The organism is Stenotrophomonas acidaminiphila (genome assembly GCF_001431595.1).
Lineage (GTDB): Bacteria > Pseudomonadota > Gammaproteobacteria > Xanthomonadales > Xanthomonadaceae > Stenotrophomonas > Stenotrophomonas acidaminiphila.
Map to the genome: position 1 here is coordinate 21,131 of NZ_LDJO01000051.1, position 22,519 is coordinate 43,649.

Consider the following 22,519-nt stretch of genomic DNA (forward strand, 5'->3'; position numbering starts at 1 on the left):
GTACGGCTCCCCCTCCCAGGAGCTGCTGCATGCGCATCGTCCCCCTGTCGCTGGCCTGCCTGAGCGTGCTGCTGTCGGCATGCAGCCCGCCATCACCGCCGCCCGCCGCGCAAGCGGAGGCGGGCGCCGCGGCCACGGAGGAGCAGGATGCGGCGGCGGCCGATGCCGGTTTCGAGTTCCCGGCGATCCCACAGATCATGGTGCCCAGCATCGTCGGCAGCGGCCCGGCGCAGCGGCAGCTGGAATCGTCGATGCAGGCCCTGATCGACCCGCTGGCCGGGATCAGCGTGCGCCCGGCGAACTGCTCCACCAACGGTGCCCTGGTCAACGAGAGCGGCTTCACCAACGTCGACGCCGCCGGCAACCTGCAGCGCGTCGCCAGTGAGGGCGTGTTCGACGTGGCCGCCGACGGCAGCGGCCTGGCGGTGACCGGCGAGGACGTGGTGCGGGTCAATCCGGACGGCAGCGGCAGCATCGTCAACAGCGCCGGTACCTTCGAGGTGAAGGCCGATGGCTCCGGTACCTATGTCGGCGAGTTCGGCCATATCGCGCTGGACGGCAAGGGCGGCGGCACCTGGGTGGGCGACTTCGGCAACATCGAGAACCACGGTGATGGCTCGGGGCTCTGGGTGGGTGAGGAAGGCAGCATCGAGGTGCGCGCCGATGGCTCCGGGCGCTGGATCGGCGGGCCCGAAGGCATCGCCGAGAACCGCGGCGACGGCACCGGCACCGTGGGTGCGGTCGCGCGCGAGGTGCGCATGGCGCCGTTGCCGCCGCTGCCGCCGGCCGGGCGCTTCCCGCTGCTGGACAGATTCCGGCCCTCGGGCGCGCCATGCGGCTTCGTGGTGACTCTCAGCGACAAGGTGCTGTTCGACTTCGACAAGGCGCAGGTGCGTGCCGATGCGGGCGAGGTGCTGGACGGGCTGTCCGGCGCGCTGGCCAAGGTTCCCGCCCGCGCCATCGAGGTCCGCGGGCATACCGACGCCAAGGGCAGCGACGCCTACAACCAGGATCTGTCCGAACGCCGCGCGCAGGCGGTGGTGGCGGCGCTGCGCCAGCGTGGCGTGGCGCAGGATGCCAGCGCGCGCGGCTACGGCGAGACGCAGCCGGTGGCGCCCAACGAGGTCGATGGCAGGGACAATCCCGGCGGCCGCCAGCTCAACCGCAGGGTCGAGATCTTCGTGCGTACCTGAGCCGGGTTCTCGCAGGCCGGGGCATGGCTAACGGCCCGTGTGGCGGAGCGCATGCCCGGGCGATCATCCGTCGACCCGAACCGACGAGAGACCCGCCGATGCACCCGATCCGCCCCGCCCTGCTGGGACTGGCACTGTTGGCCGCCATGGGCCTGGCGCATGCCGCCCCCGACGTGCCCACCACCGACGCCCGCGGCGTCGCCATCAGCGAGGCGGCGTATCCGGGCACGATCCTGCTGGACGTGGATGCCACCGACCTCGGCCAGCGGGTGTTCAAGGTGCGCCAGACCGTGCCGGTACGGCCCGGGCTGCAGCGTTTCCACTATCCGGCGTGGCTGCCGGGCAACCATGCCGCCAGTGGCGCGATCGAGAAGCTGGCCGGGCTGGTCGTCACCGGCAACGGCCAGCGCCTGGAATGGACCCGCGACCCGCTCGACGTCTTCACCTTCAACGTGCAGGTGCCCGAAGGCGTGGCCGAGCTGCGCATGGACTACCAGTTCCTCAGCCCCACCGATGCCGCGCAGGGGCGCACGGTGATGACCCCGAACATGCTCACCCTGCAGTGGATCGCGATGGTGCTGTACCCGGCCGGCCACGCCGCGCACGCCATCAGCTACCGCGCCAGCGCCCGCTACCCGCAGGGCTGGGAAGCGGCCAGCGCGCTGGAGGTCGAGCGCCGCGACGGCGACACCGTGCATTACGCACCGACCAACCTGGAAATCCTGGTCGATTCGCCGGTGTTCGCCGGCCGTTACCACCGCCGCATCGACCTGGCCCCGGCCGGCACCCGCCCGGTGCGCCTGAACGTGTTCGCCGACCGCGCCAAGGACCTGGAGGCCAGGCCCGAGCACATCGAGCAGCACCGCGCGCTGGTGACCCAGGCGCGCCGGCTGTTCGGGGCCGAGCACTACAACCACTACGATTTCCTGTTCGCGGTGACCAGCCAGCTCGGCGGCATCGGCCTGGAGCACCAGCGTTCCAGCGAGAACAGCGAGGACCGCGACTATTTCAGCGGCTGGAACGCCAAGGTCGGCAGCAGCGACCTGCTCGGCCACGAGTACACGCATTCGTGGGACGGCAAGTACCGGCGCCCGGCCGACCTGGCCACGCTGAACTACAACGTGCCGATGCAGGGCAGCCTGCTGTGGGTCTACGAGGGCCAGACCCAGTACTGGGGCAACGTGCTGACCGCGCGCTCCGGGATCCGCCCGATGGATGCCTCGCGCGATGCGCTGGCGCTGGTCGCGGCCACCTATGCCGACAACCGCCCCGGGCTGGAGTGGCGCTCGCTGGGCGACACCACCAACGACCCGGTGATCGCGCGACGCAAACCCAAGCCCTACCGCGGCTACCAGATGAGCGAGGACTACTACCAGGGCGGGCAGATGCTGTGGCTGGAAGCGGACGTGCGCATCCGCCGGCTGAGCAGCGGCAAGCGCAGCCTGGACGATTTCGCCCGCGCGTTCTTCGGAAAGAACGACGGCCAGTGGGAACGGCCCGACACGTACACCTTCGAGGATGTCACCGCGACCCTGGAACAGGTGCAGCCCACCGGCGACTGGGCGCAATTCCTGCGCGACCGCCTCGAGCGCCGGGTGGGCCTGACCGGCGGCATCGAGGCGGCCGGCTGGAAGCTGGTCTATGGCGACACGCCCAGCGCCTACTACAAGGCGACGATGAAGGGCCGCGGCGCCAGCTTCATCTACTCGCTGGGCCTGTCGCTGGATGGCAATGGCCGCATCGGTGAGGTGCGCTGGGACAGCCCGGCCTTCAACGCCGGCCTCGGCAGCGGCATGCAGGTGCTGGCGGTCAACGACCTGCAGTACAGCGCCGACGAGCTGGAAGAGGCGGTGCGTGCGGCGAAGGACGGCAAGCAGCCGATCCGCCTGCTGGTCAAGGACATGGACGTGTACCGCACGCTTGCCATCGACTACCGCGGCGGCCTGCGTTACCCGTCGCTGCAGCGCATCGAAGGCACCCCCGACTACCTGACGCCGATCTTCAGCGCCAGGAAGTGACCGCCGCCGCCGGCGGTCGCTCGCCTGCATCGGCAACGGGTGATCGCCGGTAGCGCCGACCGTCGCGGGCGCGCAATGCGCCTGCTGGCTGCTCCGTCGCGCATGCGCATGCGCGTGGCGCTACGTGGCGGGGCGGGTGCGGCGTTCCAGCCACCACAACAGGCCGGCCACCCCGATGAAGCCCAGCAGCCAGGGCCAGCGCGGGCCGGGTACCGGCAGCGCGCGGGTACCGGCAGGGGCGCTGCCGCCGCGCAGGGCCGCGGTGGCCTCGCGCGTGGCCTGGGCATGCAGGGCGCGTGCGGCGGCCGGGTCGATGACCCGCACCCCGGCGCTGGCGTCGCCGACGACGACCCGGTGCCAACCGGCCTGCCGCGGCCACCAGCCGCTGCAGTTGCCGGCGCGTGGATCGGCCAGCAGCGCGGTGGTGTCGCCATCGGGCGCCTGCACCCGCGCGCCGTCCGGCAGCCCGCACAGCGCGACGCGTTCGCCGGCCCAGGCCCAGGCGGGCAGCCGTGCCAGCGGCGATGCCGGCAGCGGCCGCGCCAGCACCGCCAGCACCTGGTTCCACAGTTCGGCATGGATGTCGGCATGACCGGCGAGTACCAGGGTGTAGCTGTCGGCGATCGGCAGCAGGCCGATGCGTCCCCGCCCGAAGGCGCGCCAGCCGCCGATCGCGCTGTCGTCGGCGGCGCGCAGCAGCGGCACCACGCCGGGATCGGCGAACGCCAGGTCGAAGCGCTCGATGGCCGGCGCCGCGGGCGCGCGCTCACCGCCAGTACCTGCATCCGCACCCGTACCCGCGCCCATGTTGGCACCGGCGTCGCGCAGCTTCACCGTTGCGGTCCGTTCGCCGCCACGCAGGTCCAGCCCCCAGTCGCGCAGGGTGCGGCGGGCATTGCCGTCCAGCGCGCCGCCCATGCGCACCAGCACGCCGAGGCCGTCGCGCATCGCCGCGGTGATGGCCGCGCGCTGCGCCACCGACAAGGCGGCCAGGCGGCGCTCGTCGAGCAGCAGCAGGTCGAGCCGGGCGAGGCCGGCCGGGTCGATCGCCGGCGGTGCATCGCCCAGCTGCACGCCGCCCCCGACATCGATGCCGGTCTGTACGCGCGCGCCTGCATCGGTGGCCCAGCGCTGCAGGTACTTCAGTTCCGGCCCGGGTGCGCCGGCAAGCAGGCGCAGCGCGGGCGCCGGCAGCGGGCGCACGCGCACCGGCACCGGCAACTGGTCGAGCACCTTGCCGTCGCGGTCGAGCGCGCGCAGGGTGAACTCGACGTCGCCGGCTTCGCGCGCGCTGGCCGCCAGGCGGACGCGGCCGTCGCCACCGGGCACGCCGATGGCGACACGATGCCCGGCCGGGTCGAGCAGCTCCACCCGCGCCCGTGCCAGGCCCTGTACGCGCGTGCCGACCTCGAAGCGTGCGCCGGCGGCGAGCGGCGCCGGCGCCTGCAGTTCCACCAGTCCCCGCGGCGCGGCGGCGGGCAGGAAGCGCAGCGGCGGCAGTGCGGCATCGCGGTCGCGCGCCGGCAGGCCCTGGCCGACGACAACCAGTTCGCGGGTACCCGGATGCCGGCGCAGCGCTGTGGCCAGATCCGGTACCCGGGCCACGTCCGCCAGTGCCGGCGCTTCGGGCAGGCGCAACCGCATGCCGGCAGGGGTGGCGGCCAGCGCCGCCGCGGTGGTGCCGGCGCTGGCGATCAGCAGCGTATCGGCGGGCACCGGCTGCCGTGGCGGGAACAGGGTCAGCCCGAGCAGCAACGCCGCGGCCAGCTGCAGCGCCAGCAACAGCGACAGGCGCGCGAGCGGCGGGCGCGGCGGCAGGCACAGGCGCAGGCTGGCGAGCAGCACGGCCAGGGCGATGAGGACGAGCGGCAGCCACGCGGTCATCGAGCGGTTTCCTGTGGTGCGGCCAGCGCATCCAGATAACGCCGGCCCATGGCGTCGGCCGCCTCGCGCCGTGCCGGCGGGCCCGGTGCGCGCGGCAGCGCCGGCCACAGCTGGTCGCGCAGGCGTTGCCGGCAGGCGTCGCAATCGGGTTGCTGGCGCAGTGCGTCGATGGCGGCGGCGATGTCGAGCGGGTCGGGTACGGCCTGCGGATGCGCCTCCAGCCAGCGCGACACTGCGTCCAGGTCGACCGCGGCCCCGGCCGTCGCCAGTGCCCGCCAGGCGTCGACCGGGGTGGTGTCGCCCGCTGCCCGCCGCGGCAGCCGCAGGTCGCGGTTGCCCAGGCCGTCGCGCTTGCCGCCCATGCGCCGCGCCATGTCGATCGGCGGCAGCTCGGGACCGACCCGCGCCAGGTAGACGCGCTCGGCCTGCTGCACCTGCTTGATGAAGCCCAGCGCCTTGTAGGCGTAGGGCAATGCCTTGTCGGGATGGCCCTGGCGCAGCGCGCCCTCGGACTGCCACATCTGGTCGAGCGCCGCCTTGAGGATGGCGCGGGTCTGCGGATCGAGCAGGGTCGCGGCCTCGGCGTGGTCGTGGGTGTGGCCGTACTCGGCGAGCACGTCGGTGGCGCTGCCGAAGGCCGCGGCGTCGCCTTCGTTGCCGGCGGCGCCATGGTCGTGATCGTGGCCATCGTCGTCGGCGTGCGCGCCGGCCGGGGCGTCGGCGGTGGGCGGCGGCTTGGCACCGCCCTCGGCCTCCTCGCCGAGGAACTGGCCATAGCGCAGGCGCAGGATGCGCTGGTCCACGCCGATGGCATCCGCCCGCCGGGTGAACGTGTCGGCGTCGAGCGCGCCGCGCTGCTTCAGCAATGCCTCGGCGTCGATGATGATCTGGCGCTGGCTGCGGAAGTAGGCCGGCATCACCTTCTTGATCGCGCCTTCCAGGTCGCTGGTCTGCACTTCCTGCGCGCTGGGCAGGCGCAGGATCAGGCTGGGGCTGCGTGCTTCCTGCGGCTGCGGCGCACGGTTGTCGCGCACGCCCAGGCGCGCGACCACTTCATCGCCGGCGCCGACGCTCAGCGCGTCCAGGTCGACGTCGTAGGCAAAGCGGCGGGCGCTGGCGGGACCGCTGCCGGCCAGCGTGATGCGGCGCTGCTGGAAGTCGATGTTCTCGCCGCTGCCCTTGGCGCTGGTGAGCTCCAGCACCGCGTCGGCGGCGACGCCGAAGTCGTCGCTGGCCTCGAACCGCAGCGCCCAGCGGCGCTGCCGTGGCGCGGCCCGGGTCAGCGTCTGCGCCGGCTCGATCACCTTCACCTGTGGCGGCCGGTCGGGCACCACCTGCAGCCGCCAGGCGCGTCCGGCACCGGCCAGCGCGGGTTCGGCGACGATCCGGTACAGGCCGGAACGCTGCAGCGTCTGGCTCGCCTGCCAGTAGTCGCCCTCGCGCTGCAGCGGCAGCCGGCGGCCGTCGTGGAACTGCAGCCACACCTGCTGCGGTTGCGGCGACAGGCGCAGCTGCCAGCGCAGGTGGCTGCCCTGCAGGGCGCGCGCGTCGAGGATCTCGCCGGCGCGGGCGGGCTGGCCGGTATAGGCCGGCGGGGTCACTTCCAGCCGGGTACCGCGCAGCGCGGGCGGGTTGGCCGCCGTGGCCGCTGCCGGGCGCTCGTCGTGGCGGCCGGGCGGCGCGACCCCGGTGGCGCGCGGCCACAGTACCGCGCCGCCGGCGACCAGCAGCGCGGCGCCGATGCAGGCGAGCAGGCGCGGCCACTGCCAGCGTGGGCGCAGGTCGGGTGGCGCCGTGCGCAGGCGTTGTTCGATGCGCGCGCGCTGGCGCTGCTGCAGCGGGTTCAGTGCCTGCGGCGCGGCGAACAGCAGGTCGGCGCTGTCCTCCAAGCGCGGTTGCTGGTCCAGGCGCGCGACCAGCCAGCGTGCATCCAGCCGGCGTGCGCGCCAGGTGGCGAAGGCGGCAACCGCGAGCAGGGCGAGGGTGAGCACCACGCTGCCGGCGTCGAACCCGGCCACGCGCAGCGCCAGCACGCCCAGCGCCAGTGCCAGCGGCACGCCACCGGCCAGCGTGATCAGCAGCAGCCGGCGCCGCGCGCCGCGCAGCAGTGCCAGCGGGTTCATGCCTGCCCCCGGCGCCGGCGCGCGCTGGCCAGCCAGCGTTCCAGCAGGAACAGCATGGCGATGGCGGCGACCAGCCAGGGCACGGGTTCGTAGGCCGGCTGCGGGCACGTGGCGGCCCCCGTGTCCGGCTGCATTGCCGCGGCCCATGCCCGGGTCGGTGCGGGCGGCGCCTGCAGCAGCCCGCGCAGGTGCTGCGGAAAGCCGGCATCGAGCAGCGCCGGTATTGCCGCGGGCTGCAGGGGGGCGGCCCAGCGCAGCCATTGCCCGGCGTCGCCAGTCACCTGCTCGATCACCGCCGCGCCGCCATCGTCGCGCCACAGCGGCAGGTGCTGCGTGGCAGCCGGCAACGGCGTGCGCGCGTCGACCAGCAGCCGACCGCCAGCGCCGGCCCATGCCTGCACTGCCGCCGGAACCGGCCTGGCCGACAGCCACACGCGGATGCCATCGCCGTCGGCGAACGGATGCTCGTCGCCGGCGATGTCGAGCGGCGTGGCGGCGTTCCATGCCTGGGCAACGGCACGCAACCATGGCAGCGCGGCGGCACCGGCCTGGTCATGGCGGATGTGCAGGCGCGGTGGCGCCAGTTCGCTGCGCTCGGCAGCCGCCGGCGCGGCTTCGATCACCTGCCAGCGCACGCTGCGCGACAACCGCGGCCGTTGCCCATCCAGTCCGTCCAGCACCGATGGCACCACCACCGTGAGCGGCACGGTGGGTGGCAGCGTCGCATCGAGTTCGCGCAGCAGGCTGGCCAGCGGCTGCGGCGATGCCGGCACCGCCGGCGCATCCAGCGCGGGAAAGCCCGGTGCCAGCCACAGCCATTGCGCCTGCTCGCCGGGAACGGCACGGCGTGCGCTGGCGATGTCCACGCCGGGTGCCACGGCGACGCGCGGCGCGACATCCTCGACGCCGTGCAGCGCCGGCCGTGCCAGCAGCAGTGCCAGCAGCGCCAGCAGCAGCAGCCGTACCAGCAGCAGCGGCCAGTCGTCGAAGCGGATGCGTCGGCGTGGGCGCGGCCGGGCCGCCAGCCAGCGCAGCGCGGCGAAGTCGAGCAGCCGCTGCTCGTCGCGCCGCGCCAGGTGGATCAGCAACGGCAGCAACAGGCTCGCCAGTGCCGCCAGCCCCGCCGGGAACAGCCATGCCAGGCTCATCCGCGGTGACCCCCACGGTGACCGGCCAGCCGCTGCAGCGGCGCATCGATGGCCTCGTCGAGGAAGCCGGTGTCATGGCGGATGCCGGCGGCCTGCAGCCGCGCGTCGAGCGTGCGCCGCGCCTCGGCGAAGCGGGCCAGGTAGCCGGCGCGTACCGCGTTGCCGTCGCCGAGCAGCTCGTCGCCGGTTTCCGGGTCGCGGAACCGGTGGCCGTCGCGGAACGGGAAATCGCGCTCCTCGGCGGTCAACAGCTGCAGGTGCACGACGTCGCGGCCGGCCCTGGCCAGGCGTTCGGCCAGGGCGATGGCGTCGTCGTCGAAGCCGTCGCCGATCATCACCACCAGGTCGTTGCCGGCGATGCGCTCCCACACCGGCGCCAGCCGTTCGCGCGGCGGCCACCGGCCGTGCGCACGCAGCGCATGCAACTGCAGGTGCAGGCGGTCGCGCTGGCGCAGGCCATGCCCGGCCGGCAGCAGCCGCACGCCGTCGCCGCCGATCGCGATCAGGCCGAAGCCGTCGCCCTGCTGCAGCGCCAGCTCGGCCACGCATGCGGCCAGCGCACAGGCGCCGTGCAGGCGGGTCCAGCCGCTGCGCGCCCGGTCGGCCTGCGCCATCGAGGCGGTGGTGTCGAGCAGCAGCCACACCGTGAGCGGACTTTCGCGCTCGGATTCGCGCACGAAAAAGCGGTCCGAGCGCGCGTAGAGCTTCCAGTCGATCTGCCGCGGTTCGTCGCCGGGCTCGTAGGCGCGGTACTGCGCGAACTCCAGGCCGGCGCCACGGCTGCGGCTGGCGTGCATGCCGATGCCGCGGCGGCCGCTGGCCCGTTGCGGCAACAGCCGCAGGCCGCGCAGGCGGCTGCGCACGTCGGCGGGAATCAGCGGGGGCGGGGCGGCGGCCAAGGCGAACGCGGGGCTGGCTCAGGCCGGGTACGGCACCGCGCGCAGCAGCGCGGCGACCACGTCGTCGGCGTTCTTCTGCTCGGCCTCGGCGGCGAAGGACAGCAGCAGGCGGTGGCGCATCACCGGTGCGGCCAGCGCCTGCACGTCCTCGCGGGTGGCGGCGAAGCGGCCGTGCAGCAGCGCACGCGCCTTGGACGCCAGCACCAGCGATTGCCCGGCGCGTGGGCCGGCGCCCCATTTGATCCAGTTGTCCACCTCGGCCGGCGCGCCATCGCCCGGCCGGCTGGCGCGCACCAGCCGGGTGATCCAGGTCAGCAGGTCGGCGCCGACGTGGACGTCGCGCACCGCCGCCTGCAGCGCCTGCACCGCATCGGCATCCATCACTCTGGGCACCGTGCCGCCGCCGCGGCCGGTGGTCTGCGCGAGGATGTCGCGCTCCTCGGCCTCGCTGGGGTAGTCCACGCGCACGTGCAGCAGGAAACGGTCCAGCTGCGCCTCCGGCAACGGGTAGGTGCCGGCCTGCTCGATCGGGTTCTGCGTGGCCAGCACGAAGAACGGCGCGGGCAGTGCGTAGGTGGTGCCGGCATAGCTGACGGTGTGCTCCTGCATCGCCTCCAGCAGCGCGGCCTGGGTCTTGGGCGGGGTACGGTTGAGCTCGTCGGCCAGCAGCAGGTTGGTGAACACCGGCCCGCGCTGGAAGCGGAACACGCGCTTGCCGGTGCCGTGGTCTTCCTCCAGCAGCTCGGTGCCGAGGATGTCGCTGGGCATCAGGTCGGGGGTGAACTGCACGCGCCGGAACTGCAGTTCCAGGGCCTGGCCGAGCGACCGCACCAGCAGCGTCTTGCCCAGCCCGGGCGCACCTTCGAGCAGGCAGTGGCCGCCGGCAAGCAGGCCGATCAGCAGTTGTTCGACGACTTCCTGCTGGCCGACCACGGCCTGCGCCAGCGCGGCGCGCAGGTCGCCCAGGCGGGGCAGCAGGGAATCCAGATCGGGGGCGGGGGTGTTCATGCGGTCACCAGTGGAGTCAATGCGTCAGTGCGTACATCACGATGTTCACGCAGAACTTCGTGTTGTCCTCGGCCAGGAAGCGCTTGTTGCGCCAGTCGTAGTCCCATTCGCAGCCGTAGTCCTTGTTGCTGTAGAGCACGCCCAGGCGGCCGTCGATCTCGATGCCCTTCAGGTAGTCGTGCACCAGGTCGTCGCCCCAGCCGTTGAGCTCGAACGTGGTCGCCGGCGGGCCTTCGGGAAACCTGAAGAAGCTGCTGTAGAGCGGATGCGTGTTGGGCAGCTTGTTCAGCGCGCCGGCGCCGAAGATGGCACGCATCTGCGCCTCGAACGAAGTGGCGAACAGGCCGTCGATGTCGTGGTTGCAGTCGTCCACCAGCACGAAACCGCCATTGCGCACGTAGCGTTCGAAATTGCGGCGCTCGTCGGGGTTGAACTCCACCAGCTTGTGCCCGGCCAGGTAGCAGAACGGCGCGCGCAGCATCTTCGGGTCGGACAGCGCGACGACGTGTTCGTTCGGGTCCACGCGCAGCGTGGTGTAGTCGATCAGCGACGTGATCAGGTTGGACGGCATGCGCGCATCCACGTCCCAGTCGCCGGAGTCGTAGCGCAGGCGGGTGAACCAGAAGTCGTAGCGGCTGGCCTGCGCGCGCGCCTGCCGGGGAAACGCGGCCGCCGCCGCGCCGCCGAGCAGCAGCTGGAGGAATTGCGCACGCGTTAGCCGGGACGGTGACAAAGGCGGGAACATCTCGGGAACGGAGCCCCCCTTTGGCGAAGGGGGGCGCGGCGGCGGCCGCGGGGAATCGGCAGGGCCGGAACACGGGACCCCTGGTTTCGCGTCGGCGCAACCAGGGGCGGGCTTGCCTAGACCGCGTCGGACAGCGAGGTGAAGGTGAAGTCGCGCAGCCGCATCGGCGGGATCATCATCACGAAGCTGGATTCGTCGCCGGCCACGCGCACCGGCTTGCCCAGTTCGTCGATGTTGTTGAGCATGATCACCGGCGATTCGTTGAAGCGGAAATTCTTCACCGGGTGCTTGATCTGGCCGTTCTCGATGTAGAAGGTACCGTCGCGGGTCAGGCCGGTCAGCAGCACGGTCTGCGGGTCGACCAGGCGGATGTACCAGGTGCGGGTGAGCAGGATGCCCTTCTGCGTGCCCTTGACCAGGTCGGCGATGGACTTGCTGCCGCCGCTCATCAGCAGGTTGCCCGGTCGCGCGCTGGCGGTCTTGCCCTGCTTCTGCGCCCAGTAGCGCGAGTAGTTCAGGTTCATCACCTTGCCGTTCTCGATGATGGCCATGCGCTCGCGCGGCATGCCTTCGCCGTCCCACGGCAGCACCGGCGCGTCCGGATGCCACGGGTCGGCGAACATGTTCACCTGCGGGTCGTAGACCTGCTCGCCGAGCTTGTTGCCGCCGCCCTTCCTGGACAGGAAGCTGCGGCCCTCGTCGGCCGAGCGCGCGTCGAAGAAATTCATCATGAAGCTGATCAGGCCGGCGGCGGCGGCCGGCTCCAGGATCACCGTGTACTTGCCCGGCTCCAGCGCCTTGGCCTCGGCCGACTCGATCGCCTTGCGCTTGGCGATCTCGATCTCCTGCTCGGCGCGGAAATCGGCCGCGTCCTTCAGGTTGCGCCCGACCCAGCCCGAGCCGCGGCCGTCCTCGGTACGCACCGTGCAGGTGTAGTCGAACGAGGTGGTGCGCTGGTAGCCGAAGTTGCCCTTGCTGTTGGCGATGGCGATGAAGCCGCGGCTGTCCTCGAGGAAGCCCGCGGCGACCAGGCCGTGGCCGCGGCACGGTGCGATGGAGTCGGCGGCGACCCTGGCGCGGAACTCCGGGTCGATGGCGGCGGTGGATTCGCTGAAGGTCGGGCTCGGCTTGTAGTCCTGCTTGCCGATGATGGGCATGAACTCCGGGTTCTCCGGCGCCAGTCGCGCCAGGTCCTCGGCGCGGCGCACCACGCGCTCCAGCGAGGCGTCGTCGAATTCATTGATCGAGGCGGTGCCCACGCGCTTGCCGAAGGCCACCTGCACGGCCAGTTCGGCGTTGGTGACCATGCCGCTGGTGGAGACGTTGTTCAGCGCGAAGCGGATGTTGCCGTCGATGGAGCCGGCCAGGGTCGCGGTGCATTCGTCGGCCTTGGACAGCGCGATGACCTTGTCCAGGATGGCCTTGGCCTGCTGTTCGGTGAAGATGCTCATTGCTCAGGAACTCCTTGGACGGTCAGCCGAGGCTGCGCGCGGTATTGATGACGTTGATGCCGTCGAAACGGGCGGTGGACGAGCCGTGCGACACCGCCGAGACCTGGCCGGGCTGGCCCTTGCCGTCGAAGAACGAGCCGCCCAGGCGGTAGTCGCGCTCGTCGGCCACCGCGCTGCAGGCGTTCCAGAACTCCGGCGTGCGGATCTGGTAGGCCACGTCCTCCAGCATGCGGGTGATCTGGCCGTTCTTGATCTCGTAGAACAGCTGCCCGCCGAACTGCGCGTTGTAGCGCTGCTGGTCGATCGAGAACGAGCCGTCGCCGATGATGTAGATGCCGTTTTCCACGTCCTTGATCAGGTCGGCCACGCTCAGCGGGGTCTTGCCCGGCGCCAGCGACACGTTGGCCATGCGCTGGAACTGCACGCTCGACCACGAATCGGCATAGCAGCAGCCGTCGGACTCGGTCTTGCCGAGGATGTGCGCCTGGTCGCGGATGGTCTGGTAGTCGACCAGCCTGCCTTCGCGGATCAGGTCCCACTGCTTGCACTTCACGCCTTCGTCGTCGTAACCGACCGCGCCGAGGCTGCCGGGCTGGGTCTTGTCGGCGAAGATGTCGACCTTGTCGCTGCCGTACTGGAAATGCTGCTCGCGCTTGTCCAGGGTGGCGAAGCTGGTGCCGGCGTAGTTGGCCTCGTAGCCGAGCACGCGGTCCAGTTCCAGCGGGTGGCCGACCGACTCGTGGATGGTCAGCCAGGTGTGCGACGGGTCCAGCACCAGGTCGTACTTGCCCGGCTTGACCGACGGCGCCTTGAGCTTCTCCTGCGCCTGCCGGGCCGCGGCGATGGCGTCCTCGCGCATGTCGTAGGAGCGGCCGTAGTTGACCACGCCGTTGGGCGAGACGAACTTCTGCCCGGCGTCGCCGTCCAGGTACTCGAAGCCCATGCCCATCGGCGAGGACAGGCCGTCGCGGGTGCGGAACTTGCCGGTGGTCTTGTCGATGGCGGTCACCGACATCGGCGCCCAGATGCGGTGCACGTCCTGGTCGATGTAGGAGCCGTCGGTGGAGGCGAAGTACTTCTGTTCGTTGACCAGGAACAGCATCGAGTTGACGAAGCTGGCGCCGGCGGCAAGCGCGGCGGCGTTGACCCCCAGCAGCAGGTCGGCCTTGTCCTTGATCGGCACTTCCATCGCGTTCTTGCGGATCGGCGTGCGCCAGCTCACTTCGCCGAAGCCCGGCGCCTTGGCGAACTGCACCGGCGCGGTCTGCACCCGGGCGTTGGCCTTGGCGATGGCGGCGGCCTGCTGCGCGGCCTTGACCACGCCGGCCGGGCTCAGGTCGTTGGTCGCGGCGAAGCCCCAGGCGCCGTTGGCGATCACGCGGATGCCGGCACCGGTGGATTCGGTGTTGACCACGTTCTGCACCTTGTCCTCGCGGGTGATCACGAACTGGCGCAGGTAGCGGCCGATGCGCACGTCGCAGTAGCTGGCGCCGGCGGCGCGCGCGGCGTTCATCGCATCGTCGGCCAGCCGCTTCTTCAATGCCGGGTCCATCGCGGTGAGCAGTTGTTCGGCGGCGATCGCCTTGCCGAAGAACGACGGCACCATCAGGCCGCCGGCGGTGAGCCCGGTCAGGGCGAGGAAGTCACGTCTTTGCAAGGCAGTTCTCCGGTTGCGGTACGGCAACGAACGACGGTGGCTCCGCGGCGCTCCGCGAACCGTTCGATTCTTGCGGGACGCGGTTGGCCGCGGTAGTGACTTTAGACATAGGAACCGGTACCGCTTTCACCGGTGCGACGGCCGGGCACCCATGCGACCGGCCGATGGCAACCCGCCGGCATGCCGCGCGCGGCTCAGCCCAGGCTGCGCGCGGTGTTGATGATGTTGACGCCGTCGAAGCGGGTCGTCGCCGCGCCGTGCGACACCGCCGAGACCTGGCCCGGCTGGCCCTTGCCGTCGAAGAACGAGCCGCCCAGGCGGAAATCGCGTGCGTCGCAGATCGCCGAGCAGGCATTCCAGAACTCCGGCGTGCGGATCTGGTAGGCGGCGTCCTCGACCATGCCGGTGATCTCGCCGTTCCTGATCTGGTAGCAGAGCTGGCCGCCGAACTGCGCGTTGTAGCGCTGCTGGTCGATGGAGTAGGAGCCGCGGCCGTGGATGTAGATGCCGTTCTCCACGTCCTTGACCATCTGCGCCGGGGTCAGCGGCGTCTTGCCGGGTGCCAGCGACACGTTGGCCATGCGCTGGAACTGCACGCTCTTCCACGAGTCGGCATAGCTGCAGCCGTGCGAGGCGTTCTCGCCGAGGATGTGCACCTCGTCGCGGGTGGCCTGGTAGTTGACCAGGATGCCGTCCTTGACCAGGTCCCAGCGCCGGCATTTCACGCCCTCGTCGTCGTAGCCCACCGCGCCCAGGCTGTAGGGCTCGGTCTTGTCGGCGGTGAAGTTGACGATGTCGCTGCCCCAGCGGAAGCCGGCCTCGCGCTTGTCCAGGGTGGCGAAGCTGGTGCCGGCGTAGTTGGCCTCGTAGCCGAGCACGCGGTCCAGCTCCAGCGGGTGGCCGACGTTCTCGTGGATGGTCAGGAACAGGTTGGACGGGTCCAGCACCAGGTCGTACTTGCCCGGCTTCACCGACGGCGCGGTGAGCTTCTGCCGCGCCTGCTTCGCCGCGGCGATGGCATCCTCCACCGGGTCATAGGAGTGGCCGTAACCGATCACGCCGCCGGGCAGCGGGTACTTGCCCACGGCGTCGCCGTCGAGGAATTCCCAGCCCATGCCGGCCGGCGCCGACAGCCCGTTGCGGGTGCGGAACCTGCCGCTGGCCTTGTCGATGGCGGTAGCGGTAAACGGCAGCCAGATGCGGTGCACGTCCTGGTCGATCCACGAGCCGTCGCTGGAGGCGAAGTACTTCTGCTCGTTGACCAGGAACAGCTGTGAATTGATGAAGCTGGCACCGGCGTCGAGCGCGGCGGCGTTCACCGCCAGCAGCAGTTCCACCTTGTCCTTGACGGGAACCGCCATGGCGTTGCGGCGGATCGGCGTCTGCCAGCGCACCTCGCCCACCCCGGGGGTGGGCGCCAGCTGCACCGGCCGGGTCTGGATCTTCGCGTTGGCGCGGGCGATGGCCAACGCCTGCGTCACCGCCGCGGCCACGCCCTGTTCGCTGGACTGGTTGCTGGCGGCGAAGCCCCAGGCGCCGTCGACGATCACGCGGATGCCCACCCCCGCCGATTCGCTGTTGGTGACGTTCTGGACCTTGTCCTCGCGGGTGATGATGGCCTGGTTGAGGTAACGGCCGATGCGCACGTCGCAGTAGCTGGCACCGCCCCTGCGCGCCAGTGCCAGCACGGTGTCGGCCAGTGCCTTCTTGCGCGCCACGTCGGCCGGGGCAAGCAGTTCCTCGGCGGCGATCAGGCGCGCGTTGGGCAGCATCATGCCGGCGAGGCCGAGGCCGGAAAGCGCGAGGAACTGGCGGCGTTGCATGCGGGACTCCCTGGGTGATGCGATGCGGTCGCACCGCGCATAACAGCCGAATCTCGGCTGCCATGCGGTGCGCGCACAAGTGACCATGGTCATGCGCGGCGTGGGCCGGCACTCCGGCACAATCGCCCGGATCACCCATTACGCCCGCCGCGATGACCGCCAAGCCCCACGCCGCGTCCTGCGACCGCAACCGCGAGCCGATCCTCGCGGTGCTGCTGCGCCACCTGGGCGATGCCCGCAGCGTGCTTGAGATCGGCAGCGGCACCGGCCAGCACGCGGTGTACTTCGCCGCGGCGATGCCGTGGCTGCGCTGGCAGGCCAGCGATCACCGCGACCACCTGCCCGGCATCGGCCAATGGCTGGAGGCGGCCGCGCTGGCCAATACCCCGGCCGCGCTGGAACTGCAGGCGGTGGCCGGCGCCGGGCTGCAGCCGGCGCCGCCGCTGCCGGTGGCCGATGGCGTGGCCGGTTTCGATGCCGTGTTCACCGCCAATACGCTGCACATCATGGGCTGGGACCAAGTACAGGCGCTGTTCGCCGGGCTGCCGGCGCTGCTGGCGCCGGGGGCGCGGTTCATCGCCTACGGACCGTTCAACTACGGTGGCGACTTCAGCAGCGACAGCAACCGCGTATTCGATGGCTGGCTGAAGGCACGCGACCCGCGTTCGGGCATCCGCGATTTCGAGGCGATCGACGCGCTTGCGCGCGCGCAGGGGCTGGAGCTGCGCGAGGACGCGGCGATGCCGGCCAACAACCGCACCCTTGTGTGGCAGCGGACACCGCTGCCGAACGGCTAGGATGCGGAAACTTCAACACGGGGCAGGGGGACGGATGTACGCGCACAAGTGGTGGTTGGCGATGGTGCTGGGGCTGGCGCCGCTGGCGTGCGCGCACGCGCACGGCGGCGATGCACGGCAGGCGGCGATGCAGGTGCAGGCAAGCTACCCGGGCGTGATCGAACTGGAGGTGGATGCCAGCGACCTGCAACGGCGCATCCAGCGCGTGCGCCAGCGCATCCCGGTGTCGCCCGGCCCGCTGACCCTGTGGTACCCGCAGTGGATACCCGGCAACCATGCACCGACCGGGCCGATCAACCAGATGGCCGGGCTGGTGATCCGCGGCAACGGCCAGCCGCTGCCGTGGCGCCGCGACCCCGGCGACATGTACGCCTTCCGGCTGCAGGTGCCCGCCGGCGTGGACGCGCTCGATGTCGAGTTCCAGTACCTGTCGCCCACCGCCGCCGACCAGGGCCGGGTGGCGATGACGCCCAACCTGCTCGACCTGCAGTGGCACCGCGTGGTGCTGTACCCGGCCGGGTACGATGCGCGCGGCATCCAGGTCAAGCCGACCCTGCGCCTGCCCGAGGGCTGGCGCAGCGGCACCGCGCTGGACGTGGTCCGGCGCGACGGCACGGCCGAGCACTATGCGCCGGTGTCGCTGATGACGCTGATCGACTCGCCGGTATTCGCCGGGCGCTGGTTCCGGCGCTTCGCGCTGGACGACAAGTCCGCCCAGCCGGTGTGGCTGGACGTGGTCGCCGAGAACCCGCAGGGACTGCAGGCCGAGCCGAAGGTGCTCGATGCGCACCGTGCACTGGTGCATGAAGCCGACAAGGTGTTCGGCGCGCGCCCGTACACGCGCTACGACTTCCTGCTGGCGGTGTCGGACGTGTTCAGCGGCATCGGCCTGGAGCATGCGCAGTCCAGCGAGAACGGCATGCACGACGGTTACCTGCGCGGCGAGCGTCCCTACACCGACAACGACCTGCTGCCGCACGAATACGCCCATGCCTGGATCGGCAAGGCGTGGCGGCCGCGCCCGACCTGGGTGCCGCACTACAACGCGCCGATGCACAACGACGAGTTGTGGATGTACGAAGGCCAGACCCAGTACTGGGCGGTGGTGCTGGCCGCGCGTTCGGGCCTGTGGGCGCCGGACTACGCCATGGCCATGCTGGCGCAGCTGCAGGCCAACTATGCGACCCAGCCGGGGCGGCAGTGGCGCGACCTGCACGACACCGTCCACCAGGGCATCCTCGATTTCAATTCCAAGCCGCAGGCCTGGGCCGACTGGCAGCGCGCCTTCGAGTTCTACAACGAGAGCACGCTGCTGTGGCTGGGCGTGGATGCGCGGCTGCGCACGCTGTCCAGGGGCAAGGTGGCGCTGGACGACTTCGCCCGGCGCTTCCACCAGGGCGGTGCGCAGGGCGAGATCCGCCTGTACGACCGCAGCGACGTGATGCAGGCGCTGGAAGCGGTGCAGCCCGGCGCCTGGGACGCCTTCATCGGCCAGCGCCTGGAGGCGCGCGACGGCAGCGTGCCGGATGGCCTGGAAGCCGCGGGCTGGGAGCTTTACTACAGCCAGACGCCGAACCCGGTGATCGCCGACGGCGAGGCCGGCGGCCTGGTCGACCTGCAGTATTCGCTGGGCCTGAAGGCCGGCAGCGACGGCGTGCTGCAATGGGTGGGCTGGGACAGCCCGGCGTTCAAGGCCGGGCTGGCGAAGGACGTCACCGTGCTGGCGGTCAACGGCCTGGCCTACACCGGCGGGCGCCTGAAGCAGGCCGTGGCCGATGCCAGCGACGGCACCCCGATCGAGCTGATCGTGCGCCAGGCCGACAGCTTCCGCAGCGTGCGCATCGACTACCGCGACGGCCTGCGCTACCCGCACCTGCGCCGCATCCCCGGCCGCGCCGACCTGCTGGGCAGGATCCTCGCGCCGCGGCGTTGAGCCGGTCGCGGCCACACGCCGGCCGATGCAATCAACCGGACGCACCGCGCTGCGGGGCGTCCGGGCCGAGCGGCCGCCGCAGTGCTCAGGCCGCCTGCACGATATGCAGCGCCTTGGGGTTGCGCCACGTGGCCAGCAGCGCCGCCTCGCGCGCCCTGGCGTCGTGCAGGTGTGCTTCCTTGACGTGGCCGTAGCCGCGGATGTGCTCGGGAATGCTGGCGATCTCCACCGCCAGCGCCAGCCGGCCGGCGTCGAGCGAGCCCAGCAGTTCCTGCAGGGTGCGCTCGTAATCGGCGATCAGCTGGCGTTCGCCGCGGCGCTCGGCGGTATGCCCGAAGATGTCGAAGCGGCTGCCGCGCAGGCCCTTGAGCCGCGCCAACAGGCCGAAGGCCTTGAACATCCACGGCCCGTATTCCTTCTTCTGCAGGCGGCCCTGCTCGTCGCGCTTGGCGAACAGCGGCGGCGCCAGGTGGAAACGCACCTGGTAGTCGCCCTCGAACTGCTGGGCCACGCGCTTGAGGAAATCGCCGCTGGTGTACAGGCGGGCGACCTCGTATTCGTCCTTGTAGGCCATCAGCTTGAAGAAGTAGCGCGCCACCGCTTCGGTCAGCGCGGTGCTGCCCGGCGCCACGCGCTGCTCGGCCTTGCGCACCGCGTCCACCAGCTGGCGGTAGCGGGTGGCGTAGGCGGCATCCTGGTAATCGACGAGGAAGCCGCTGCGGCGTGCGATCAGTTCGTCCAGCGAGCGCGACAGGCGGGTGTCGTCCAGGGTCGCGAACGGTGTGTCGCCCGGGTGCGGGTCGCTGGCGGGCAGGCCGCGTACTTCCGGCTCGTTGCCCGGGTTGCGCGGCGCCGACGGTGCGCCGGCTTCGCTGCCTTCCCACTCGCCCGGCGGCAGCTCGCGCAGCGTGCCCGGGGTGCGCTCGGCTTCGGTCGGTGCGTTGCGCACCAGCCCGGCGGCCTGCTGCACCGCCTGCGGGTCGATCGCGGCCAGGCGGCCCCAGGCGAAGGCGCGCTGGTTCATTTCGATGGCGGCGCCGTTGAGTTCGATGGCGCGCATCAGCGCTTCCAGCGACAGCGGCACCAGCCCCTGCTGCCAGGCGAAGCCGAGGATGAACAGGTTCGAGGCGATGGCATCGCCCAGCAGTGCGGTGGCCAGCTGGGTGGCATCGAGCAGGATCGGGTCGCGCCCGCCCAGGGCCACCTTCACCCCGGCGATGATGTCGGCGGCCGGGAACTGCATGTCCGGGTGCGTGGTGAAGGTGCCGGGCATCGCCTCATAGGTGTTGAGCACCACCTGCGAACGTTCGCCGCGCACCTTGGACAGCGCCCAGTAGTCGTTGACCACAACCATGTCGCAGCCCAGCACCAGGTCGGCCTCGCCGGCGGCGATGCGCACGGCATGGATGTCCGAAGGCGCGCGCGCGATGCGGATGTGGGTGGTCACCGCGCCGCCCTTCTGCGCCAGCCCGGTCTGGTCGAGCACGGTCGCGCCCTTGCCCTCCAGGTGCCCGGCCATGCCCAGCAGCGCGCCGATGGTGACCACGCCGGTACCACCGACGCCGGTGATCAGGATGTTCCAGGGCTGGGACAGGTCGCTGCGGAACGCCGGGCTTGGCAGGTTGTCGAGCAGGCTGGCGGCATCGCTCCTGCGGCCCTTGCGCAGCTGGCCGCCGTGCACGGTGACGAAGCTCGGGCAGAAGCCGGTGGTGCAGGAGAAGTCCTTGTTGCAGTTGGACTGGTCGATGTCGCGCTTGCGGCCGAACTCGGTCTCCTTCGGCAGCACCGACACGCAGAAGCTCTTCTGCCCGCAGTCGCCGCAGCCTTCGCAGACCAGCGAGTTGATCATCGTGCGCTTGGGCGGATCGACCAGCTTGCCGCGCTTGCGGCGGCGGCGCTTCTCGGTGGCGCAGGTCTGTTCGTAGATCAGGATGCTGGTGCCCTTCACCGTGCGCAGGTGCTTCTGCACCGCGTCCAGCTCGGCGCGATCGTGGAACTCCACGTCGGCCGGGAACTCGTGGCGGCGCAGCTTCCACTTGGCGATGTCGTCGGACAGCAGCACGATGGTGTGCACGCCTTCGGCGCGCATCTGCTGGGCGATCTGCGGCACGGTGAGCGTGCCGTCCACCGGCTGTCCGCCGGTCATCGCCACCGCGTCGTTGTAGAGGATCTTGTAGGTGATGTTGACGCCGGCGGCGATCGCCTGGCGGATCGCCAGCGAGCCGCTGTGGAAATAGGTGCCGTCGCCGAGGTTCTGGAACACGTGCGCGGTGTCGGTGAACGCCGCCTGCCCGGCCCAGGTGACGCCTTCGCCGCCCATGTGGGTGAAGGTGTCGGTGTCGCGGTCCATCCACGTCACCATGTAGTGGCAGCCGATGCCGGCCATCGCCCGCGACCCTTCCGGCACGTTGGTGGAGGTGTTGTGCGGGCAGCCCGAGCAGTAGTGCGGCACGCGTGGGAACTGCGCGCGCGGCAGCGCCATCTCCGCTTCCTTCTCGTCCATCCAGCGCAGGCGCTGTTCGATGGACTCGGTGTTGAAGAAACGCTGGATGCGGCGGCCGATGACCCCGGCGATGGTGGCCGGGGTGAGTTCGCCGGTGGACGGCAGGATCCACTCGCCCTGCTCGTCGTACTTGCCGACGATGGACGGGCGCGCGCCCCAGCCGGCCGGCCAGTTGTAGAAGTACTCTTTCATCTGCCGCTCGATGAAGGCCTTCTTTTCCTCCACCACGACGATGTCTTCCAGGCCGCGCGCGAACGCGCCGATGCCCTGCGGCTCCAGCGGCCAGGTCATGCCGACCTTGTAGACGCGGATGCCGATCTCGGCGCAGGCGCGCTCGTCCAGGCCCAGGTATTCCAGCGCCTGCAGCACGTCCAGGTAGCTCTTGCCGGTGGTGACGATGCCCAGCCGCGCGCGCGGAGAATCCATCACCACCCTGTCGATGCCGTTGGCGCGTGCAAACGCCTGCGCGGCCTTCACCGCGTAGCGGTGCAGGCGCATCTCCTGCTCCAGCGGCGGATCCGGCCAGCGGATGTTGAGCCCGGCCGCCGGCATCTCGAAATCCTCCGGCAGGATGATCCGGCGGGCGAACGGGTTGACGTCCACCGAGGCCGAGGATTCGACCGTCTCGGCGATGGTCTTGAAGCCGATCCAGCGCCCGGTGTAGCGGCTCATCGCCCAGCCGACCAGGCCCAGGTCGAGGATGTCCTGCACGCCGGCCGGGTTGAGCACCGGCATCATCGCGCTGACGAATTCGTCCTCGCTGCCGTGCGGCAGGGTCGAGCTGCGGCAGGCATGGTCGTCGGCGGCCAGGGCCAGCACGCCGCCGTGCCGGGACGTGCCGGCGGCGTTGGCGTGCTTGAACACGTCGCCGCACCGGTCCACGCCCGGGCCCTTGCCGTACCACATGCCGAACACGCCATCGACGTTGGCGCCGGGGAACAGGTTGGCCTGCTGGGTACCCCAGACCATGGTGGCGCCCAGATCCTCGTTGAGCCCGGGCACGAACTTCACCTTGGCCGCCTCCAGGTGCCGGCGGGCGCGCCACAGCTCCAGGTCGAAGCCGCCCAGCGGCGAGCCGCGGTAGCCGCTGACGAAGCCGCCGGTGTTCAGCCCGGCCGCGGTGTCGCGCTGCTGCTGCATCAACGGCAGTCGCACCAGCGCCTGCACGCCGCTCAGGTAGATGCGCCCGTCGGTACGGGTGTACTTGTGCTCGAGCGTGTAATCGCGGTCGCGCACGCCGATCAGCGGCGTGTTGGCGGAGGCGGGGGAGGTGAGTTCGGCGGTACTGGTCATGGCTGGCCCATTGCAGGAACGGCTGGCGTCGGCTGCCGCGCCAG

At 71.2% G+C, this 22,519-nt stretch carries 14 protein-coding genes; 4 read left to right on the forward strand and 10 right to left on the reverse strand.

The features are described 5' to 3' along the window. The first annotated feature begins 29 nt into the window (after positions 1-29). On the forward strand, positions 30-1,193 hold the full coding sequence (locus ABB33_RS14115; protein WP_056932525.1) for an OmpA family protein: 1,164 nt from the start codon (positions 30-32) through the stop codon (positions 1,191-1,193). Between the two features lie 98 nt (positions 1,194-1,291). Then, the gene (locus tag ABB33_RS14120) at positions 1,292-3,211 is read left to right on the forward strand and encodes a M61 family metallopeptidase (RefSeq protein ID WP_056932526.1); all 1,920 of its coding nucleotides are present in this window, start codon (positions 1,292-1,294) and stop codon (positions 3,209-3,211) included. Positions 3,212-3,331: 120 nt separating this feature from the next. Here ABB33_RS14120 and ABB33_RS14125 read toward each other — a convergent pair whose 3' ends face one another. The 9 genes from ABB33_RS14125 to ABB33_RS14165 all read right to left on the reverse strand — a co-directional run bounded on the left by ABB33_RS14125 (position 3,332) and on the right by ABB33_RS14165 (position 15,949). Continuing rightward, positions 3,332-5,095, reverse strand: a complete 1,764-nt coding sequence (locus tag ABB33_RS14125) for a hypothetical protein (protein WP_056932527.1) — start codon at positions 5,093-5,095, stop codon at positions 3,332-3,334. Beyond that, positions 5,092-7,218, reverse strand: coding sequence for a hypothetical protein (locus ABB33_RS14130; RefSeq protein ID WP_056932528.1), 2,127 nt, complete (start codon positions 7,216-7,218; stop codon positions 5,092-5,094). Before ABB33_RS14130 ends, ABB33_RS14125 begins: the two co-directional genes overlap by 4 nt. After that, complete coding sequence (locus ABB33_RS14135) at positions 7,215-8,366, reverse strand: BatA domain-containing protein (RefSeq protein WP_056932529.1); 1,152 nt, start codon at positions 8,364-8,366, stop codon at positions 7,215-7,217. The genes ABB33_RS14130 and ABB33_RS14135 overlap by 4 nt, the downstream gene beginning before the upstream one ends. Further along, the gene (locus ABB33_RS14140; protein ID WP_056932530.1) at positions 8,363-9,265 is read right to left on the reverse strand and encodes a DUF58 domain-containing protein; all 903 of its coding nucleotides are present in this window, start codon (positions 9,263-9,265) and stop codon (positions 8,363-8,365) included. The genes ABB33_RS14135 and ABB33_RS14140 overlap by 4 nt, the downstream gene beginning before the upstream one ends. An 18-nt stretch (positions 9,266-9,283) precedes the next feature. Further along, positions 9,284-10,273 (reverse strand): AAA family ATPase, encoded by a 990-nt coding sequence (locus ABB33_RS14145; protein ID WP_056932531.1) that lies wholly within the window; start codon positions 10,271-10,273, stop codon positions 9,284-9,286. A 16-nt stretch (positions 10,274-10,289) separates the two neighbouring features. Beyond that, positions 10,290-11,018, reverse strand: a complete 729-nt coding sequence (locus tag ABB33_RS14150; protein WP_056932532.1) for a DUF4159 domain-containing protein — start codon at positions 11,016-11,018, stop codon at positions 10,290-10,292. A 116-nt stretch (positions 11,019-11,134) separates the two neighbouring features. Next, on the reverse strand, positions 11,135-12,469 hold the full coding sequence (locus ABB33_RS14155) for a TldD/PmbA family protein (protein ID WP_054662147.1): 1,335 nt from the start codon (positions 12,467-12,469) through the stop codon (positions 11,135-11,137). Positions 12,470-12,491: 22 nt separating this feature from the next. Beyond that, positions 12,492-14,126, reverse strand: a complete 1,635-nt coding sequence (locus tag ABB33_RS14160) for a TldD/PmbA family protein (protein WP_056932533.1) — start codon at positions 14,124-14,126, stop codon at positions 12,492-12,494. Between the two features lie 194 nt (positions 14,127-14,320). Beyond that, positions 14,321-15,949 (reverse strand): TldD/PmbA family protein, encoded by a 1,629-nt coding sequence (locus ABB33_RS14165; RefSeq protein ID WP_056932534.1) that lies wholly within the window; start codon positions 15,947-15,949, stop codon positions 14,321-14,323. 152 nt (positions 15,950-16,101) lie between these two features. Here ABB33_RS14165 and ABB33_RS14170 point away from each other — a divergent pair, with 152 nt between their 5' ends. Both ABB33_RS14170 and ABB33_RS14175 read left to right on the forward strand, forming a co-directional pair. Next, positions 16,102-16,746 (forward strand): DUF938 domain-containing protein, encoded by a 645-nt coding sequence (locus ABB33_RS14170; protein WP_056932535.1) that lies wholly within the window; start codon positions 16,102-16,104, stop codon positions 16,744-16,746. Positions 16,747-16,780: 34 nt separating this feature from the next. Further along, entirely contained in the window at positions 16,781-18,679 is a 1,899-nt protein-coding gene (locus ABB33_RS14175; RefSeq protein ID WP_056932536.1) for a M61 family metallopeptidase, read from the forward strand. Positions 18,680-18,764: 85 nt separating this feature from the next. On the opposite strand, the gene ABB33_RS14180 is transcribed toward ABB33_RS14175, so the two are convergent. Further along, positions 18,765-22,475 (reverse strand): indolepyruvate ferredoxin oxidoreductase family protein, encoded by a 3,711-nt coding sequence (locus tag ABB33_RS14180; protein WP_054662160.1) that lies wholly within the window; start codon positions 22,473-22,475, stop codon positions 18,765-18,767. Between the last annotated feature and the right edge of the window lie 44 nt (positions 22,476-22,519).